This window comes from Glaciecola punicea, assembly GCF_001756615.1.
Lineage (GTDB): Bacteria > Pseudomonadota > Gammaproteobacteria > Enterobacterales > Alteromonadaceae > Glaciecola > Glaciecola punicea.
Map to the genome: position 1 here is coordinate 69719 of NZ_LZXY01000008.1, position 20284 is coordinate 90002.

A 20284-nucleotide genomic window follows, 5' to 3' on the forward strand; every position below is an offset into this window, starting at 1 on the left:
ACTATGCAAATTCATTTAGCCAATCCCCGCGGTTTTTGTGCCGGCGTAGACCGCGCAATTATAATTGTAGAGCGTGCCTTAGAATTATTTGAGCCGCCTATTTATGTGCGCCATGAGGTTGTACACAACAAGTTTGTCGTGGATGGTTTAAAAGATCGCGGCGCAATTTTTGTGGAAGAGCTAACTGAAGTGCCCGACAATGCCATTGTGATCTTCTCTGCTCACGGTGTATCACAAGCGGTTCGAAACAAAGCCACCATGCGCGGTTTAAAAGTGTTTGATGCAACTTGTCCACTAGTAACAAAAGTGCACATGGAAGTAATGCGGGCAAGCAAGAAGGGCATAGAATGCGTGCTTATTGGGCATCAGGGACATCCTGAGGTTGAAGGTACGATGGGGCAGTATAGCAACGCCGATGGCGGCATTTATTTGGTCGAGTCTATTGATGATGTCTTGAAACTTGAAGTTAATAATCCAGCTAAGCTTTACTATTGCAGCCAAACAACCCTTTCGGTAGACGATACCGCAGACGTAATTGATGCCCTGCGCGTAAAATTCCCAAAAATTGATGGCCCACGTAAAGACGATATTTGCTATGCCACCCAAAACCGCCAAGACGCAGTGCGAGACTTAGCCAACGACTGCGACGTATTGCTGGTGGTAGGCGCACAAAACTCCTCTAATTCAAACAGGCTTAGAGAATTAGGCCACAAAATAGGCGCTAAATCTTTTTTAATTGCCGACAAAGACTGCATTCAAAAAGAATGGCTTGAAGGTGCCTTGCACATTGGCGTAACAGCAGGCGCATCGGCACCCGAGATCTTGGTACAAGGGGTGATTGACAAACTAATTGAATGGGGCGCTAGTAAAGCCAGTGAACGAGATGGTCGACCAGAAAATGTCGAATTTGCTGTGCCTAAAGAACTGCGTATTAAACAGATCACGTAAGAAAATACCTGCCTTTTAAACAGCGCCCATTACAAATAAACTACATAATAGGCGCCGTTTATACTATGTTGCTAAGCACAAATCTATTCCCCTATAGTGCAGTGCTAAGAGAGCTTACATAACGTTATCCATCTTCCACTATAATCTATACTCTATTTTTATTAGTACATTACGCCTGACAATTCCGGCCAAAAGGCCAGTTCTCATCTAAATTTAATACCTTACACTCATTCACAATAACCTTATCTTGTGGATAATTGATAAGGTGTCGATATCCTTTACACGCAAACTTTTTTATTACGTTATGAGAAATATAGAAATCAGGCAGACACAGCAGTTTAATAGCGTAGCTCGTCAAAAAGGCGTAGGCATGATTGAGGTGCTTGTTACCTTGGTCATTTTGTCCGTAGGATTACTCGGTGTCGCTTCTTTACAGTTTGTTGGTTCATTTGCCAACAAAGAAGCATTAGCGCGTACCCAAGCGATTATGGTCAGCGCGCAAATGACAGAGCGTTTATATGCCTCCACGGTGGCTTCACGCGTAACCGACGGATTCGTTATTCATAATAATTATGTCGATGAAAATTTTTATAATTTCAAGAATTTATCCTGTGTAGGATCAACACCTCCCTATGAATGCCATTGCTTAACTATTCCTGCAGGTATTCCTAAGTGCCAAACGGGTGAGTGCATTGCCGCCGATTTAGCTGTTTTTGATGCTTACCAAATGTCATGTTCCGTGGTCAGAGAAAATGCCAATGCCACGCTTGAGGTAAGCTGTAACGACAGCGACACCACAGACATCCACGCATGTACTGCAGGTTCCATTCATACAATAATGGTTAAGTGGTCGGTACAAAGCTGGCGCGGTGATTTCAAAAAATCAAATACAAACTGTAATGACGATGGTAACTCAGACTTCGACTGCGTTGTAAAACAGGTAGCACTGTAATGCAAGGCTTAGGCAAAGTGAATAGCAAGCAACAGGGATTTTCACTGGTTGAAGTGATGATTTCCTTGGCTTTAGGCTTAGTCATTTCCAGCGCCGTCGTGCAAATTCTTATCAGTAATTCGATGACCGGCGAGCTCAACAGAGCAATGGCAAGTACCCAAGAAAGCGGTCGTTTTATCGTCTCTAGAATGCGCTACGAATTGCTTATGGTGGGCTTATATAATGCTTTAGACCCACACCTAAACGACAGCGTAGATATTGTTGAAGAAGAATCTTTTGTGCGTAATCACCCTATTCCTATTCCCGGTGATTTTAGTAACCGGACAACGCTTGGCAGTGAACAAGGAGGCGATGGCGCAAGTGATACTCTAGTGCTTAGCCTGCAGGCTACGAAAGACTGTCGAGGCTTTTCGCTAGGCTATGCCATGGATGAAGCGTTTTTTGTGGTAAATGAATACTTTGTGGATCAAGGCAAGCTTAAATGCAGAGGTTTTGACGGACGTGTACTGCGCGGTCAAAAAGCGGCTGCTGGTCACAACGGCCATGCTGCTTACACAATATTAGACAACGTACTGTCTTTTCAAGTGACCTACGGAATGGCAGACCCCTTAAGCAACGATGGCGAAACATTGCCCATTAGATACATAGATGCGTCGGGCCTAAGTGATGCCTTCAATGCAAAACAGCAAGTGGTTAGCTTACGCATGGCAATTGTAGTGAAAGGAGAAGGCAACATCAACTTAGATAGAAAACTGACCTTTAAACTACTTAATGAAGATTTACTGACGGCGCCCGACGAAGGACTTTATAAGGTCTTTGAAACCACGATAACATTTAGAAATATGCGAAATTTTGTTAGGGGAGGAGTATGAAAAATCAAAAGGGTTTGGTGATGGTATTCGCCTTATTGGTATTGCTTTCAATCACAATATTGGGCGTGTCGTCTGTGTCTATCAGTCTTTTACAAGGCAAAATGGCCGGTTCAATGGAGCGTAAGTCGGTGTCATTTAATGCTGCAGAAGCGGCAATTGCAGGAGTAATTTTTGAATCAGAAGACGAATCGGTATTAACAGATCCTGTACTTACCGACCCGCTTTCAGAAGCAAGACAGCTGCCACAAATTAATCTAGGCACGGATCAAATGAGCTGTTTTGACACTAATCGCACTGACCGTGCCGTTACCAAAAACGGTCTAGACTTTAATGCAAGACATACCGCTACTGGACGCTACAGTGAAAACCCGCCAGTAGACAGCTGGTCAAAAACAGCTTTTGTGCGCGAACAAGCATGTCGAGGTTCAAGTAAGGTGATCGGCGGTAGCAATATCAATTGCCATATATTCATTGTCAGAGGCTGCGGCCAAACACAAGGCAGTAGCTACGTGGTAGCCAATACTTTGAGTGCTTCTGTATTCGCACCTGCAACAAATTAACGAGGTAATACTTATGTTTACGCAAAAATTAGGCCTCTCGTTGATCGCTTGTTCACTTAGCTTCATGGTCAGTTTTAGTGCCTTTGGCGATGATCTTGATATTTATGTAGGTTCAAGTGACTCAATGGTCACCTATAAACCCAATGTTCTGTTTATCATGGACACGTCAGGCAGTATGGGCAGTCGAGACAGCGTTGGCGTTACGCGCATGAAGAGAGTACAAGATGCTCTGCGTGTGGTACTTGGTGGCGCCACCAACATTAATGCAGGCCTAATGCATTTTCAGAATGAGGGCGGGCCCATTTTATTTCCTGTCCGAGATATTGACTCATCTATTGCCCCGCAAATAATTTTATCTATTATCGATGGCCAAGATGATGCCCGTCAAATCGGACAAACCGTAACAGACGGCGCCACCATAAACGCTATTGCTCAGGGGACAGAAACGATTTATTCTGGTTTTAGATATCAAAATGTGAAAATTCCGCGTTCAGCCATCATTACAAGTGCATTTTTACGCTTTACATCAGCGCGCATAGACAACAGTGCAACAGCCTTCATAATTAAAGGTGAAGCGGTGGGCAATGCTGTTGAATTCTCGACAGGTTTAAATAATATTTCTGATCGTCCAACAAGCGATGAAGAAATAATTTGGAACGAAGGCAATCAATTCCCAAGTGATGGCGAAACCCTTAGAACGCCTGATTTAACGCCAATTATTCAAGAAATAGTAAATCGCTCTGACTGGTGTGGTAATAACAATCTGGCGCTTATTGTAAAAACATTGGATCCCACCGCTGGGGCTAACAGGCAAATTTACACAAGTGAGCACGCAGACTCCAGTGCAGCTGAGCTTGTAATTACCTTTGACGAAAACACGGCAACTGGCTGTACTCGTGATAGCTTGGTGTATCAAGTACAAAAACAAAGCGACAATGCAGAGGAGCGTCACAATGGCAAAGCAAATACTGGTGATGAATTGTCATTTCACTCAAATTCAAATGCATACACAGCAGTACTATTTAACGATTTAAAAGTGCCGGCTGGTTCTACCATAACGAACGCATACTTAGAGTTTACCGCTTTTCAAAACCGCAATGGATCTAACGCTAGAATGGCTATTCATGGCGCGGCGCTGGACAATCCAGTTAATTTTTCTACGCATAGCGATTATCGCCTTAAAAAAACGCCGAAGACATCGGCCTCTGTTAGCTGGACCAATATTCAGCGTTTTGAAAAAAACGGCGTGTATCAGTCTCCATCAATCACTAATATTGTTCAAGAAATAGTGGATAGAGCAGGCTGGACTGCTAACAACGAATTGATGCTAATTATGTCAGATTTTAGTAATGACAGCCGTGGTGCTTTTACCGCTAGGGGGAAACAATCGGATGCGGTTAGCTTAGTGATAGAGTTTGAGGGTAATGCAACACCCGAGACCGTCTCTACGGTAAGAGATCATTTAATCAGTAAAGTTAACCAATTGAGTACTGCTGGAACCACCCCAATAGTCGGCACGCTTTATGAAGCGGCGCTGTATTTTGGTGGACTTGACGTTGACTACAAACCCAAACGAGGTGTTTCAAGATATAACGAACGAGGCAGAATGCAAAGAAGTACCCGAGTGAGTCACAGAGAATCTTATGTGGGCGAAAATTCGGTTCTGCCGGCTGGATGTGATGAGAATGATTTAAGTAATGAGAACTGCCGCGAAGAGTATATACCTGCCGGCGCGCGCTACATTTCGCCTATTGAAGATTTAATCTGTCAAACGAATAACCATATTGTGCTGCTGTCTGATGGTGAAGCTGCTGGTAATACGGCTATCGGTAAGATTGAAAGCTTGCTAGGTAAAAGGTGCGCTGGTGGTGACACAGATGAGAAGTGCGGTGTAGCGTTAGTAAAAAATATAAGCGATCCCAACGACTCCGTTATTAATGCGCGCGTGGTTACCCATACAATTGGCTTTGCTACGAATGCAAATGCTGACAGTTTTTTGAATAAATTAGCCCTACAAAGCGGCGGCGGTTTCTATCAGGCTGACGACAGCGAAAAGTTATTGGCTGCTTTTGAGACTATTTTGCGCCAGGTAAAAGACGTTAACACGACCTTCGTCTCCCCCGGCGTTGCGGTAAACCAATTAAATCGCCTGTCTCACCACGACGAACTATATTTTGCTTTGTTCAAGCCTGGTGAAGGGACTCTTTGGCCTGGAAACTTAAAAAAATACCGTATTAAAGGCGATAAAATATTAGATAAAAATGGTCTCAATGCGGTTAATCCTGCAAGCGGTTTCTTTGCAGAAAACAGTCATAGCTTCTGGTCTACACTTGCCGATGGCAATGATGTGCGTGAAGGCGGTGCGGCTAGTAAGCTAGATCTTGTACGAAATATATATTTCTTTGAAGATACAACCGAGAGAATATTTAAAAATTCGAATAAATTGAATGAAAGTAACGTCAATATAAGCGTTCAAGATCTTGCCATTAATACCATGAGCGATGCACAACTGCTAAGAACGCAAGTATTAAAGTGGGCGCGTGGGGTAGACGTGTTTGATGATGACAATGACGGTTCCACCAGCGACGTGCGCTTACAAATGGGAGATCCCATTCACTCACAACCAGTCATTATTAACTACTCAGATACCGACAGTGCGGTGTTCGTTTCTACTAATCACGGCTTCTTGCATTCTATAGATGCACAAGACGGCAGTGAAAACTTCGCTATAGCACCCAAAGAGTTACTCTCTAACCTACATGATTTCTATAGCGATGGCTCTTCCTTCAGTCACAAGTATGGTTTAGACGGTGATTTAGTGGTGCGCAACGTGGGTGAAAAAATCTACTTGTATTTAGGCATGCGCCGAGGCGGTAATAATTACTATGTATTTGACGTTACCGCAAAAATGGATCCTAAATTGAAATTCACTATAAACGGCGGTGAAGGTGAAGGTGAATTTGAAAATTTAGGGCAAAGCTGGTCGCGTCCTATATTAACCAAGATTAAAATAACTGACGATGTTAAAGACGTTATGATTATTGGTGGCGGCTACGATGAGGATCAAGACGAAAAAAAAGAGCGCTCACAAGACAGCGTTGGCAATAGCGTATTCATTATTGACGCTAATGATGGCAGCCTGCTGTGGTCTGCCAGTAACGAGAACGCTGATCTTATCCTTGATGATATGAAATATAGTATTCCCGCTAGAGTGTCAGCGATTGACCGCAACAACGACGGGCTGGCAGATCATATATACGTTGCAGATATGGGCGGACAATTATTTCGGCTTGACATATATAATGGCAAAAATAAAAACGAGCTGGTAAGTGGTGGATTGTTGGCTAGTTTTTCAGGCGATACTGCGCAAGAAAATAGACGTTTTTATTACGGCCCCGATGTGTCTGAAATAACATTGGGCGAAGAACAATACTATGCGGTGGCGATTGGCTCAGGATTTAGAGCGAATCCTTTAGACACGGTAATTGAAGATGAATTTTATCTGATAAAAGACACCGGTATGTTTAATACCGAAGACGAAGGTAAGTTCTTATTACCTAGCTCAGCGTTTACACAAGAAAATTTGTATGATGCGACCGATCATCTATTAACCTCAAGTAATTCACAGGAACGCGAAATCGAAGCAAAAGCCTTATTAGAAAAGAGTGGTTGGAGAATTCGCTTAAACAGCGGCGGTGAAAAGGTATTGGCATCACCATTAATTCTCGATTATAAGATATTTTTTACTACTTACTTACCCGCTTCTGCGAGTGATAGTTTGTGTGCTCCGCCTACCGGCAACAGCCGTGCGCATTTAGTCAATATGCTAAATGGAAATGCAGTAGCAGACATTAATCGAAACAACGAAAAAGAACCACTGGATCGATTTGCACAAATTGCCCAAACTGGTATTGCGCCCGATACTAAAATTTTGATTGAAAATATTGCGCAGCCCGTTGTTTGTTTGGGAGCACAATGTGTTTCAGCGGTAATAGAAATTGATGAAAATGGCAATGAAGTCGCTTGTGGCAGCGCTTTTGAATGCCTAGCGCAAAACATATATGGACGTTTTGAGCGCGTGCAAAAAGACACTTGGACAACAGAAATTGAAAAGCCGTAAGGCGTAAACAAGGCTGAGATAGTCGCTCAACGACTATTTCAATCATCACAACACATTTAAGGAAAAAGTAATGTTAACAGCCAAAACCAGAGGCTTCACCTTAATAGAGCTAATGATAGTAATGGCCATAATAGGCATTTTTTCTGCCATTGCTTATCCTAGCTATCAAGGCATGGTTGTTAGCAGTGCACGCGGCGCTGCACAAGCTGACTTAATGGGTCTTGCCAGCGCCATGGAAAGACATAGTGCGTCTAACTTCAGTTATAAAGGCGCTGCAGTATCGAGCGGCGACACAGGTGTCCCTGCGATATTTGCGACTTATTCGCCTGCTTCTGAACCCGCTGACAACAAAAAATACACGCTTTCAATTTACAGCGTAAGTACTAACGGCCAGTCCTATATGCTAAAGGCGACGCCGGTCGTGGGCTCTTTGGTAGCGGGCAACGGTGATCTATTCTTATATAATGATGGACGTAAAGGATGGGACGTAAACGCGGATGGAGCACTTGCTTTGAGCGAGTACTGTTGGCGTTGTTAGTATTGACCTAGCGCATTTTTGTTGGTCCTACCATTAATGACTCTTTTATCTCGCATCTGGGCATTAAAAATTTGCTACGCACAGACTAGCAAGGCCTCCTACAAATATCACTTAAAATTTATACTTTAGTCATAAAAAAACACAAGTGTCTAGCGTTATTTTCTAATTTTATTGATAATTAAGAAAAAGAACTGTATATATTATTTTGTGTCGCCAAATTATGAGCGCTCACAGTGGCTTTTTTACCCTAAAGTCATTTATAAAATAATTAATACATACTATTTACACACTCATAGGAAGAACCATGCAAAAGAAACTTTCATCTTTATGCACCAGCGTGCGTATCGGCATTGCAGCTTCAGCTGCCGCAGGTCTAATGCTCTCCATGCCCGTTCTAGCACAGCAGGCTCGAAACATTGACAACGTCGAAAAAATTGCCGTTGTCGGCAGCCGCGCAGCACCACGCTCAGTAGCAGACTCACCCGTACCTATCGATATTATTGGCGCAGATGAGTTGTCTAAGTCAGGTAACACTGACATGCTAAGTATTCTTAAGGGCTCGGTTCCTTCGTTTAATGTTCACGACATGCCCATCAGTGATGGTGCTACCTTAATACGCCCTGCGACTTTACGGGGTTTATCAGCAGACAGCACGCTGGTGTTACTCAACGGCAAACGTCGCCATCGCTCGTCGGTTATAACCTTCCTTGGCGGCGGCATAAACGACGGCGCTCAAGGCCCCGATATTAGCGTGATTCCAAGCATCGCACTTAAGCAAGTTGAAGTACTGCGCGACGGCGCCGCTGCACAATACGGCTCGGATGCTATTGCCGGTGTATTGAACTTTGTATTAAAAGATGACAACGATGGCGGCTCTCTTTCAGTACGCCAAGGCGAACATTACGAAGGTGATGGCGCTACTACGCAGGTGTCAGGTAACGTTGGTTTGCCGTTTACCGACAATGGTTTTGCTAATTTAAGCTTTCAGTATAAAAACTCCGATGCTACCAGCCGAAGTGTGCAGCGAGCTGATGCAACAGAGTTCGCCGCAGCGGGTTTAGAGCTTGCTAATCCTGCCCAAATTTGGGGTTCACCTGAAATAAATGACGACATCACTATTTTTGGTAACGTTGGTTTAGACCTAGGCAACGATAAAGAATTTTACATGTTTGGTAACTATTCTGAGCGTGACGTACGCGGTGGTTTCTACTACCGTAGCCCAACCACACGACCAGGTGTATATGGCGGAATTGTCAGAAATGTTGATGGCAGCCCCGCTTACCGTCCCGGTAATGACAATCCAACGGGACAAGCAGCATGGGATGCGGCCCCCGCAACTATTTTGGTCGGTTCACTTGACGGTTTGTCGCAGCAATTAAACTGCCCTGTGGTGGAACTTGGTGCAAACGGTCTACCTAACGAACTGGCCTTGGGTCAATTAACGGCTGCAAATTGTTTTGCACATAACCAAAATTTACCAGGCGGGTTTACCCCTAACTTTGGCGGAAACATCACCGATACTTCAATAACCATGGGGACTAAAGGCGAATTTAACGGTGGTTTTGTTGACGGTTGGTTATTTGATTTAAGCGGCGGTGTAGGTCGAAGTGAATCGCAGTTTTTGATTTTTGACACACTCAACTCTTCATTAGGCCCTGATACCCCCCGAGAGTTTGCACCAGGTAAGTACATCCAGCTAGAAAAAACCATTAACTATGATATGGCTAAGTTAGTCGATATTGGCTTAGATGATTTGGCAAACATTGCCGGTGGTTTGGAATGGCGAGAAGAAAGCTTTGAGGTTATTTCAGGCGACCAAGCATCCTTTGAGGTCGGTCCTCTGTTTAACCAAGGTTTCAGTATTGGGTCAAACGGTTTCCCTGGCTTTAAGCCTTCAGACCAAGGTGTATCAACAAGGCGCAGTTACGCCGTTTACGGCGACGCTGAAATACCTTTTAGTGAAGCATTGTTAATGGGCTTAGCCGTTCGCTATGAAGACTATGACACCTTTGGTTCAACGGCTAACTTTAAAGTAAGCGGTCAGTTCCACGCTAGCGACGACTTATCGTTTCGAGGCTCAGTGAGCACCGGCTTTAGAGCGCCTACCGTTGGTCAAGCTAACGTAAGTAACGTGCAAACTAACCTGAGCAGTGGCGTATTAGTTGACTCGGCACTGCTGCCGCCGACTAACCCAATCTCGGTTGAGTTAGGCGGTACAGAGCTTACACCAGAAGAGTCAGTAAGCTATACCTTGGGCGCAGTTTACAGTGCGGGTGATGTTTTCATTACGCTAGACTTTTACAATATTGACGTTGATGATCGTATTTCGCAGTCGAATAAAATCGATTTAACAGAACAAAACAAGGCTACCTTAAAAGCCGCCGGTGTTCCCAACTCAGACGGCCTTGCCCAAGTCAGCTTCTTTACCAACGACTTTGACACTACTACCCAAGGCTTAGACATAGTAGCAAACTATTCTACTGAGCTTATGGGCGGCAGTTCGAGATTTAGCGTAGCGTATAATTGGAATGAAACCGAGGTTACCCGTTTCTCTGAGATTACCGGTGCTTTCAAAGTAAAACGTTTAGAAGAAGATTTACCCAATCATCGCGCTACCGCCACGTGGTCGCAAAGTATGGATGACTTCTCATTCTTTACACGCGTGAATTACTTTGGCGAATACCAAGGTGTTCACGTCGACTTTGATGCCACGGCAATCACAGCATCTTCAGCAGTTACGGTAGATTTTGAAGCGAGTTACTTCGTGAATGATTCAATTACTTTAACGGCCGGCGCACAAAACATCTTCGACCAAGATGCTGAGCGTATTAATATTCCAGCGGCTCAAGGTATTCCCAATAATAACTGGGGTGGTGTGTTTTACGAAACCTCTCCATTTGGTATCAATGGCGGTTATTATTATGTTCAGGCAACGTATAACTTTTAAGTGTTAGCGTTTTGTAAAAAGTTGTATGAAATAAAAGACTAAAAGTGCATCGGCAACATCACCTTTGCACTTCACACATTAAGCCTTGTGGTGCGTTTAGTTTAGAACGCCGCCGCAGGGCTTTTTTATGTTATGAGCCAAGGATAAAGCCGCTCTTATATGAATGAACTAAACTTGCCCAAAGAAGCGCAACACGCGCTTGAAAAAGCGCAGCACTGCGTGGAAAAAAAAGACTATGGCCAAGCGCATAAAATATTAAGGTCGCTGCTTCAGGTCTATCCTCATAATGGCCAGATTCACTTGGTCTTAGGTGAACTTTATAGCATTGTAGAAGAGTTTGATCGGGCTATTTCTCACCTGTCTCAGGCTTGCCAAAGAATGCCGCAGGATTACAGGCCCATATTTAGCTTAATGGATACTTTTGAAGCCGTGAATGCGCATGCAGACGTAACTACCTTAAATAATTTTATGTTAGCGCAATTTAGGCAAAGTCCTGAAGTTTTATATAAAGCGGCCCTACACTGCAGTGAAACCGGCCAATTCACCAAAGCTAAAGAATATTGTAAACGCTGCATTGCGCTTTGTGAGTCGTCTTCAAAAATGGTGCAATTACTCGCCTATGCTTGGCTTTTAATGCTTAAGCTTGATGCCAGCATGCACTGCAGCAGCAGCGCAGATCAGCTTATAAAGTTATTAGAAAGCCAGCCTAAAAATTCACCTCAAGCGATGCTTTTACATTATGGAATTGGTGAAGTGTTTCATCATTTAGGCCAAACAGAAAAAGCTTTTATGCAATGGCAGCAAGCGAACAATATTCAGCGCATGCAGGCTAATTTTGATACCCAAGATCTTGCGACCTTTTTTGGTCAAATAAAAAGTGTTCATAGCCCGTTTACCCAACATAACAAACGCCTTGAACATAATAATAATGCGAATGTAGAAGGGCCAATCCTTATATTTATAATTGGCTTACCCAGAACGGGCTCAACACTTCTTGAAACGCTACTAAGTAAACATTCGGCCATAGAAAGTGTGGCAGAGACAACTATCATCAGCGAACAGCTTGCGCGCTATTTTACTCAGCATTTCAAGCAGCCATATCCACTCTTTATGAGCGCATTATTACAAGACTCTTGCGAAAACGATACGCTGCTTAAAAACGCACGGGCTATTTATAACAGTGCCATTAAAAAACGCCAGTTAACCGCCCCTTATATAATCGACAAATTGCCGGCAAATTTTCAGTCAATAGGGCTTATTAAACGCGTTTTCCCTGATGCCAAAATTATTCACTTAAGCCGTAATTTTGACGACGTCGCCTTGTCTATTTTCAGACATCATTTTGCCAGCAACGAACCCTATTTTTGTGATTTGTCGCAGTTAAATGTGTATCACGGTTTTTATCAAAGCCTAATGGCCTTTTGGCATAAAGCCTTTGGTAGCGAAATATACAGGCTGCATTATGAAGACCTAGTGCAGCAACCTGAAACGCTAATAAGCCAAGTACTAAGCTACTGTGGCCTTGAATTTGAACAAGCTTGTATATATCAGCAAACGGCAGATCCTGCCCATACAGTGCAAGATCTGCATATTAAACCTATAAAAACTCTCAGCGCGGTTCAGGTTCGTGCACCCATATCAAACTTGTCAGTGGGAAATGCAAAGCCCTATAAAGCAATGATGAACGAGTGCTCAAAATGAAGTACAGACTAAATTTACTCTTTTAACCCGTTCATGAATACCGTCTTTATTGTGATCTATACTGAGTCTAATACGGCCCTGTAAACTCACATATAATGCTCTTGCCAGTGTATTATCATTAGACACAGGGCACAGCGTTAAACTGGCAGGCGAAGCGTTTTCACCGCTTTCGTAAAACTGTATCGGTGATTTCGGTCCTTTCATTTTGTGCTGCGAACGCAGGGCAGCGCGCGCCGCAAGCAGAGGCTCATCAGCATCGCGAAGGTTATTACTATTGCTATCAGCAAATACAATTAACGGCTGCGCCCAGTCTGTAGAACAGGTAGTGTGATCAAAAGCAGGGCACACTTTGCTTGTTTGATAATGACTTATGGCATAGGTCCTAGCATATCGAATGATCGCGTTGGTGTGATTTATATCGGCAGCAATTTTGTGCACATCGATAATTCTTTTAGCGCTTGGCGCAGCAATGCCTAATACTATGTAAAATAAAGCGATGCTAACGAGTAGTTCAAGCAGTGTGAAACCGCTGTCAAGATCTGTTTTTTTTACCACAAGCTGTTAATCCCATCTTATATAAAGTGTGAGATAAAAGCTTAACCGTATTTATTTAATTAAATACTGGTCTTTGTGATAGTAAACATAGAACAAAATATAAACTAAAAACGTTAGCTACAGCTAAGCTCGTTTCCATCAGTATCTTCAACAGCGCCAAGCCTTTTGCTTTGACTCGCATGTTGTCAAAGGCGACTTACCGTCACGCATTGTTAACGTTTTAACCACTCTTACACTAAAATTCACTTCACTACTCCTAATTAATACGCGTAAACTATATAATATGAAGAGCAATGGATGCGTATGCAGCTATACAATAGCATGTTAAAGTTTAGACTTTGTTGTAGTACTGGTCTGCAAATCCTGACTTACAAATTATCCACCGTATAGCATAAATATTGAACGGAGCCTACAGTGTTAAAACAGAATATTATTGATGAAATGAGAGTGCTTCCTAGCATAGACCCTAGTTTTGAGGTGAACCGCAGGGTTAATTTCATTAAACAGCAGCTACTCGATTCTGGTATGAAATCTTTAATACTGGGCATTAGCGGTGGTATAGACTCTTGCCTACTAGGCCGTTTAGCGCAATTAGCGGTTAATGCTTTAAATGAAGAAGTAGGCCAAGTAGCTGCGCAATATCGTTTTATTGCAGTAAGACTGCCTTATTCAAGCCAAGCTGATGAAGCCGACGCCCAAGCCAGTTTAGATTTTATAGCGCCAAGTCTTTCTGTAACGGCGAACGTAAAAGAGGGTGCCGACGCTATTCATAGTGCAGCGCGTGACGCACTGCAAGCCTCGTCGGCTTTTAACAATAACGATATTACTAGCGCGTTAGACGATTTCGTAAAGGGCAACGCTAAAGCGCGCACGCGTATGGCCATACAGTACGATATTGCAGGCTTAAGCAAAGGTTTAGTGCTAGGTACCGATCATTCAGCCGAGAATATTACGGGGTTTTATACGAAGTACGGCGATGGCGCCTGTGATTTAGCACCGCTGTTTGGCCTAAACAAACGTCAGGTGAGACAAATATCTGCATTTTTAGGCGCACCAGAGCACGTTATTACAAAAGCGCCAACCGCTGACTTAGAATCTTTGCAGCCGCAGTTAACTGACGAAGCGTCACTTGGGCTTACATATAATCAAATTGATGACTTTTTAGAAGGTAAAAGCCAAGACAAGAGCAGTGACGAGCGTTTAATAAACATCTATACTAAAACGCAGCATAAACGAATTCCTATTCCGACTATTTACGACAACGAGTAATATATAATGAAGAAGATAGAAGCGATAATTAAACCTTTCAAACTTGATGATGTAAGAGAGGCCCTTGCAGATGCTGGGGTGTCAGGTTTGACTATCACTGAGGTGAAAGGTTTCGGTCGCCAAAAAGGCCATCAGGAGCTGTATAGAGGGGCCGAATATCAGGTAGATTTTTTACCTAAGGTAAAAATTGAGGTGGTGGTTAATGACGATATTGTTGACTTGGTAGTAGAAAGTATTATTGAGGTGGCTAAAACAGGCAAAATTGGCGATGGCAAAATATTTGTGTCTGATGTGTTGCGTACTATCAGGATCCGCACCGGTGAAGAGGGCGCTGATGCGCTAGGATAAACTTAATAAATCAATAGCAAGGGGCGCTTAACAACTGCTTGGCAGATAAAAAGCAGCCCAAGTATTTTAAGCCTTAGTGATCGTGTCCACCGGCACCGTGCACGTGTCCATGCTCGAGTTCCTCGGCGCTGGCTTCTCGCACATCTTCAATGCTTACATCAAAGGTAAGTGTTAGGCTTGACAATGGATGATTACCGTCTACGGTAACGTGCTCGTCAGTCTTATCGATTATTATGACCGACTGCTCACCTTGGTCGGTAGTGGCGCGAAAGCTCATGCCCACTTCAATGTCCATACCTTCAAACATACTAGCAGGTACTGCCTGCACCAATGCGTCTTGACGGTGCCCGTAAGCTTGCTCAGGCTCAACAGTTATTTCAAACTTCTCGCTTTTTTGCTTGCCATATAAAGCGTCTTCTAAGCCCGCTATCATAAAGTTGGAGCCTTGAATAAATGCTAGTGGCTCAGTTGACTGAGATTCATCAATAATGTCTCCGTCCTGAGTTTTAACGGTATAGTGAAGCGTAACTACGTGATTGTCGGCTATTTGCATAAATATCCTTTTGGTTAAGTAAGATAAGTTAGTGCTAAGATATATAATATCAATACTATCTTGTTAATTCGTAAGGTAGTGGCGTCACGCTAAGTCTAACATCACTGTCTTTTAAGCGCACTACCGCGTTTGGGTCAGTGTCGTTGGGCATAACCGCGAGCAGCTTTACCGTTTTGCTATTGCCCGACTCGTCCACTGCATTAGGCCTGCTTACGGCGCGCACAATAACACCGCCGCGTCGCCAGCTCTCGCCTATTTGCAACTCTATGTTGTCGCCGGCGTTAATGCTTAGCTCACTTTCAAGCGTACCGCTTAATAAAAACGTAGCACGTTTGTTTTTGCCTAAAAATTTGGTTCTAGCCACTACTTCTTGGCCCATATAGCAGCCCTTGTCGAAATCGATGGCGTGTATGCTTTGAAAGTTTAGCATTTGAGGCACAAACTGGCTCATAGTGGCGGCTTGTATGTTCGCAATCCCGGCTTCAATTTCTAGCATATTCCAACGGTCGCAGGGAACAAATGCGTCGGCGTCGCTAATATCTAGCAACCTTTGCTTGCCTTTGTCGCTTAGGTAACACAAGTAGCGCAGGCTTGCGTCATAAAAGCAAATAGCTTGGCCGAATTCATTGTTGGTAGTGCTCATATGCGTGCTACTTAGCGCTGGAAACAGCACCCTTAGGTGCTTAATGTTTTCATCGCCGGCAATGCCGATACAATGGAGCTCTTCGTTTATTTGAATGTCTACTTTTGAGAATACACCGTATTTCTTAAGCTGTTCTTGGCTAATTATTGCCGAGTCTTTATGCATGCTAAGGAAAAATGCGTCATTACACTGGCTTATGATAATAGCGGCAAACATTTTGCCTTTAAAGTCACAGTGGGCGGTTAATCGTGCGCTCCCGCCGTCAAACTTTTTGGTCGACACCGTTAATTGCCCATTTAAATAGTCGACGCGCTGTTCGCCCGATACTTTAACAATGTTTAGGTCATCTAGTGTTGCCATAAATGAATGAGTAGCCACGTTACACGCTCCTTAAAAAGGGTTAAAAATACAGATGCTATGCATGTTATCAGGTAGAACTATGGGTTACCTGTGCATTTTACAATAGTCGCACAAAGATTTACTTGCTAAAGCAACAATTATCCCAAGATCAGTATTTTGGAGCTTAGCTTAATGTTAAGCTAGCAATGTAAAACTTATTTAATAAAGGAAAGAGTTTTGAACGCGAAGGTATTTGAACCTAAACGATTAGCACGATTAAGATGGGCCTGCAGAAGAGGCATGTTAGAACTTGATGTTCTACTACTGCCTTTCGTAGATCAGGCGTTTGACACACTCACTTTTCAAGAGCAAGAAACGTTAGAGCGGTTATTAACCTGCGACGACCCAGATTTGTTCGCTTGGTTTATGGGACATCAACGTTGTTTCGATCCAGATCTGTCTGAAATGGTGAGTATAGTGCTAGACCGGGTTAAGATTAGAGCTGACTAAAGCCGTTTAAACACGTTTAATATAAGGCTTATATGTGTCAATAACGATTGCACTTGCGCCATCAAACCAATTTGTTGACCGTTGTAATGTCGCTTGCCTACTAATAGCGGTAGCGATAACCCTACTACTTGCGAAGTATACTCTTTCCACACTCAGCTATATTTTACTAATTAGCCTCACCGTTATGTGTATTTTCTTACTGAAAGGGCGTAGGCAAGATACTATCACTCATTTGATATTGCATGAAGGTGACGTTGGCGCTGGTGTGCATAGAATAAACGACGAATATGAGCTTTTAGCCGTGCTGTGTGAAGTACACTGCAGGCATAATCAGCTGGGTTGCTGGCTTGCATTTCAAAAAACGCCTAGTAATGAGTTGTCACTTTGGGCTAGGCAAAAAAAAATGCACTGGGTGTTTTTACCTAAATTCTTGCTTAGTCCTTCTCAATATAAAAGCATATGTCGTCACTTAATATGGCACGTGTCTTAACTGGCGCTTTGGCGCTTTTCAAAACAAAGTGCGTGAGAACACCATGGTTTTGACAAACACCGATTATGCTCTGATATGAAGAAGTTTTCATGAAGAGAGTACTTTACTCTATACTAACAATGAATATCACGGTTGATAACTTTCCTGATGGGGAAAGTTTCCATGTATGTAACTTGTGTGAAAGTATTGGGCCTAATGAATATGAATACTAAAACGCTACAGCTTTATATAAAAGCACTTAGCCACAAACCTAGCACGACGCTACAAAGCGAGCATTCATTACCGAATATGTGCTTGCCAACAGTAAGTTGTCAGCGCCAAGAGTCTATTAATGCAAAACATTGCACCACTTACAATCAACTTACGAAGTGGCAGCCGGGCTTAGCTTCGCTAGTGCATCCCAATTATATTCAAACTTTATCATTGCCTTTGCAGTTAGAAATGATGGTGCATAAAGATTTTCCTTTTGCGCCCATGGGCATGGTGCATGTGGCCAATCAAATAAACGTAAATAAGCTACCCAGTCAAGCTGATAAATTACATTTGCAGACTTATTTTGGCGGTGTTTTTTACCACAAAAAAGGCTGGTTGTTTGAGGTTGTTACCACCGCAAGCAGCGCGAACAACACAAACGATGATGCGCCTGATATAAAAGCCACGAGTTTTTACTTAGCTCGCACTAAGCATGCGGATGCAGCAGAGGCTGTAAAAAATCACGCCAAGCAAGCGCCGGACTGGATTTCAAGCGCAATTGCTGTGGGCGTTTCAGAAAAGCTTGAAGTGAATTTTGCGAGTAACATTGGCCGCCAATACGCGAAAGTGTCGGGCGATTATAACCCCATCCATTTACATAACATGAGCGCAAAATTCTTTGGCTTCAAAAAAGCCATTGCCCACGGCATGTTCTCAAAAGCGCTCACGGTCTCAAACATTGCCAATAAGCATCGCTTTTATCAAAGCCCATTTACAATAGACACTGTGTTTAAACATGCAATTGCGCTACCGGCAAACACTATACTCAATACTCGAGAGTGTGCCTCAAACACAATAAATTTTAACTTAAGCCCCAAGACAGGCACCAAAGAACACATATTTTTGCATGGCAATATTAGATTCTAGTTATTTTGGCTAATAATGTGATTTTTTGAGCTGAATAACATGCGTGAGCGGCTCACTGCACTTAGCTACAGCGACATATCCTTGTTAATAATAGTAGGGCCAGAGTTTTCCAACAGTTCAGGATAATCTAAGTTGTAATGCAGCCCGCGGCTTTCTTTACGCTTGATGGCACAAATGACAATAAGCTGGGCAACGCAGAGCAAATTCCTCAGCTCAAGCATGTTGTTACTTACTTTAAAGTTAGAGTAATACTCGTCCACTTCCTGCTTCAGCAAATTAATCCGTCGTGCGGCGCGTTCCAAGCGTTTGTTAGAGCGCACTATGCCAACGTAATCCCACATAAATAAGCGTAGCTCATGCCAGTTATGCTGAATAATAACCGCTTCATCTGAATCAATAACGCGGCTTTCATCCCAAAGTTCAATAATGGCGTTTGCGTTAGCCGACTGCTGCTTGCTGTGGCCTAATTGCCCGCTGGCAATTAGATGTCTAGCGCAGGCGTGTGCAAATACCACGCATTCAAGCAGCGAATTACTGGCCATGCGATTAGCGCCATGCAAACCTGTATAAGCCACTTCACCAATGGCATACACGTTGTTTAAATTAGTACGCGCATCAAGGTCGGTGACCACGCCTCCGCAGCTATAGTGCGCTGCTGGTACCACCGGAATAGGCTGGCGAGTTATATCTATGCCTAAAGAGCGGCATTTTTTATAGATGTTCGGAAAGTGCTTTATGATAAATTCGCTTGGTTTATGGCTAATATTTAAATACATGCAGTCTTCACCTAGACGCTTCATTTCGAAGTCGATGGCGCGGGCTACAATGTCGCGCGGGGCTAAATCGCCGCGTTCATCAAATTGCTGCATAAAGCGGGTGCCGTCGCCGTGACACAAATATGCGCCCTCACCGCGCAGGGCTTCGCTAATTAAAAAGTTACCTGCGTCGGGGTGATACAAACAGGTAGGGTGAAACTGATTAAATTCCATATTGCCGATATTACAGCCTGCTCGCCACGCCATAGCAATACCGTCGCCACTTGAAACGTCGGGGTTTGAGGTGTACTGGTATACTTTACTGCCGCCGCCGCTTGCTAGTGCGACAAAAGTGGCCCTTATTGACTCTACTTTTTCAGTGTTTCTGTTCCACACATATGCACCTACACAGTGATTGTCGCTTTTGCTTGTTTTAATAAGGTCTATGGCGTTGTAGCGCTCAAACAATTGAATGTTTGGGTGATTTTTTACGCGTTCAGACAAGGTGCTTTGAACGGCGGCGCCGGTGGCATCAGCAGCGTGTAATATTCGACGATGAGAATGGCCACCCTCGCGAGTGAGGTGAAACCTAGTGTCGCCGTTAGCATCTAACTCTTGGTCAAAGGGCACGCCTTCACCTATGAGCCACTGCATACTTTGTTTGGCGTTTTGCGCGGTGAATCTCACCACTTCCTCATCGCATATGCCGGCCCCAGCTTTTAAGGTGTCTTGAATATGGCTCTCAATAGAGTCGTTGTCGTCAAATACCGCTGCTATACCACCTTGAGCATAGCGAGTGCTGCCTTCATCAATATCGCTTTTACTTAACACAATTACATTGCAATGGTCGGCTATATTCAAAGCAAGACTAAGCCCAGCCGCGCCACTGCCAATAACTAAGAGGTCGCAGCTATGTTCTGCCTGTGCTTCTGGCAAGCTAGTGACTTTTGCCACAGATATTTCAGGCGAATCTGCTTCTAATATCGCGGTTTGTGCAGACATTGCAGGTTCGGATGTAGCCGTTGGGACTGCTGTAGGTGCTTGCATAGTTATTTTCAGACATAG

Annotated in this window: 17 protein-coding genes; 13 read left to right on the forward strand and 4 right to left on the reverse strand. The window is 43.6% G+C overall.

The window, feature by feature from the left end:
* The first annotated feature begins 3 nt into the window (after nt 1-3).
* The 8 genes from ispH to BAE46_RS10545 all read left to right on the forward strand — a co-directional run bounded on the left by ispH (nt 4) and on the right by BAE46_RS10545 (nt 12638).
* Nucleotides 4-948, forward strand: a complete 945-nt coding sequence (ispH, locus tag BAE46_RS10510) for a 4-hydroxy-3-methylbut-2-enyl diphosphate reductase (RefSeq protein ID WP_006002666.1) — start codon at nt 4-6, stop codon at nt 946-948.
* Nucleotides 949-1252: 304 nt separating this feature from the next.
* Entirely contained in the window at nt 1253-1900 is a 648-nt protein-coding gene (locus BAE46_RS10515) for a prepilin-type N-terminal cleavage/methylation domain-containing protein (RefSeq protein WP_083256860.1), read from the forward strand.
* Nucleotides 1900-2772 carry a PilW family protein gene (locus tag BAE46_RS10520; RefSeq protein WP_006002668.1) on the forward strand — a complete coding sequence of 291 codons (873 nt, stop codon included), beginning with the start codon at nt 1900-1902 and terminating at the stop codon, nt 2770-2772. The genes BAE46_RS10515 and BAE46_RS10520 overlap by 1 nt, the downstream gene beginning before the upstream one ends.
* Nucleotides 2769-3332 carry a pilus assembly PilX family protein gene (locus tag BAE46_RS10525; RefSeq protein WP_040519952.1) on the forward strand — a complete coding sequence of 188 codons (564 nt, stop codon included), beginning with the start codon at nt 2769-2771 and terminating at the stop codon, nt 3330-3332. Before BAE46_RS10520 ends, BAE46_RS10525 begins: the two co-directional genes overlap by 4 nt.
* Nucleotides 3333-3345: 13 nt before the next feature.
* The gene (locus tag BAE46_RS10530; protein WP_070112739.1) at nt 3346-7452 is read left to right on the forward strand and encodes a PilC/PilY family type IV pilus protein; all 4107 of its coding nucleotides are present in this window, start codon (nt 3346-3348) and stop codon (nt 7450-7452) included.
* Nucleotides 7453-7522: 70 nt separating this feature from the next.
* Nucleotides 7523-7990: a type IV pilin protein gene (locus BAE46_RS10535; protein WP_070112741.1), complete on the forward strand. Its 468-nt coding sequence runs from the start codon at nt 7523-7525 to the stop codon at nt 7988-7990.
* 304 nt (nt 7991-8294) lie between these two features.
* Complete coding sequence (locus tag BAE46_RS10540; RefSeq protein WP_006002676.1) at nt 8295-10937, forward strand: TonB-dependent receptor plug domain-containing protein; 2643 nt, start codon at nt 8295-8297, stop codon at nt 10935-10937.
* 159 nt (nt 10938-11096) lie between these two features.
* Nucleotides 11097-12638 carry a tetratricopeptide repeat-containing sulfotransferase family protein gene (locus tag BAE46_RS10545; RefSeq protein WP_070112743.1) on the forward strand — a complete coding sequence of 514 codons (1542 nt, stop codon included), beginning with the start codon at nt 11097-11099 and terminating at the stop codon, nt 12636-12638.
* On the opposite strand, the gene BAE46_RS10550 is transcribed toward BAE46_RS10545, so the two are convergent.
* On the reverse strand, nt 12630-13193 hold the full coding sequence (locus BAE46_RS10550) for a GspH/FimT family pseudopilin (protein WP_006002679.1): 564 nt from the start codon (nt 13191-13193) through the stop codon (nt 12630-12632). The genes BAE46_RS10545 and BAE46_RS10550 overlap by 9 nt on opposite strands.
* Before the next feature lie 414 nt (nt 13194-13607).
* Between BAE46_RS10550 and nadE the strand changes: the two genes are divergently transcribed.
* Nucleotides 13608-14462, forward strand: a complete 855-nt coding sequence (nadE, locus tag BAE46_RS10555) for an ammonia-dependent NAD(+) synthetase (RefSeq protein ID WP_006002681.1) — start codon at nt 13608-13610, stop codon at nt 14460-14462.
* A 6-nt stretch (nt 14463-14468) separates the two neighbouring features.
* Nucleotides 14469-14810: a P-II family nitrogen regulator gene (locus tag BAE46_RS10560; protein WP_006002682.1), complete on the forward strand. Its 342-nt coding sequence runs from the start codon at nt 14469-14471 to the stop codon at nt 14808-14810.
* Between the two features lie 73 nt (nt 14811-14883).
* On the opposite strand, the gene BAE46_RS10565 is transcribed toward BAE46_RS10560, so the two are convergent.
* The gene (locus tag BAE46_RS10565) at nt 14884-15363 is read right to left on the reverse strand and encodes an FKBP-type peptidyl-prolyl cis-trans isomerase (protein WP_006002684.1); all 480 of its coding nucleotides are present in this window, start codon (nt 15361-15363) and stop codon (nt 14884-14886) included.
* A 55-nt stretch (nt 15364-15418) separates the two neighbouring features.
* Nucleotides 15419-16384, reverse strand: coding sequence for a tRNA-modifying protein YgfZ (ygfZ, locus tag BAE46_RS10570; protein ID WP_141729339.1), 966 nt, complete (start codon nt 16382-16384; stop codon nt 15419-15421).
* Nucleotides 16385-16582: 198 nt separating this feature from the next.
* Between ygfZ and BAE46_RS10575 the strand changes: the two genes are divergently transcribed.
* The 3 genes from BAE46_RS10575 to BAE46_RS10585 all read left to right on the forward strand — a co-directional run bounded on the left by BAE46_RS10575 (nt 16583) and on the right by BAE46_RS10585 (nt 18464).
* Nucleotides 16583-16855: an FAD assembly factor SdhE gene (locus BAE46_RS10575; RefSeq protein WP_040519953.1), complete on the forward strand. Its 273-nt coding sequence runs from the start codon at nt 16583-16585 to the stop codon at nt 16853-16855.
* A 34-nt stretch (nt 16856-16889) separates the two neighbouring features.
* Nucleotides 16890-17345: a hypothetical protein gene (locus tag BAE46_RS10580; RefSeq protein WP_070112746.1), complete on the forward strand. Its 456-nt coding sequence runs from the start codon at nt 16890-16892 to the stop codon at nt 17343-17345.
* Nucleotides 17346-17546: 201 nt separating this feature from the next.
* Complete coding sequence (locus BAE46_RS10585) at nt 17547-18464, forward strand: MaoC/PaaZ C-terminal domain-containing protein (protein ID WP_171901029.1); 918 nt, start codon at nt 17547-17549, stop codon at nt 18462-18464.
* A gap of 65 nt (nt 18465-18529) precedes the next feature.
* Here BAE46_RS10585 and nadB read toward each other — a convergent pair whose 3' ends face one another.
* Complete coding sequence (gene nadB, locus BAE46_RS10590) at nt 18530-20266, reverse strand: L-aspartate oxidase (RefSeq protein ID WP_244885009.1); 1737 nt, start codon at nt 20264-20266, stop codon at nt 18530-18532.
* Between the last annotated feature and the right edge of the window lie 18 nt (nt 20267-20284).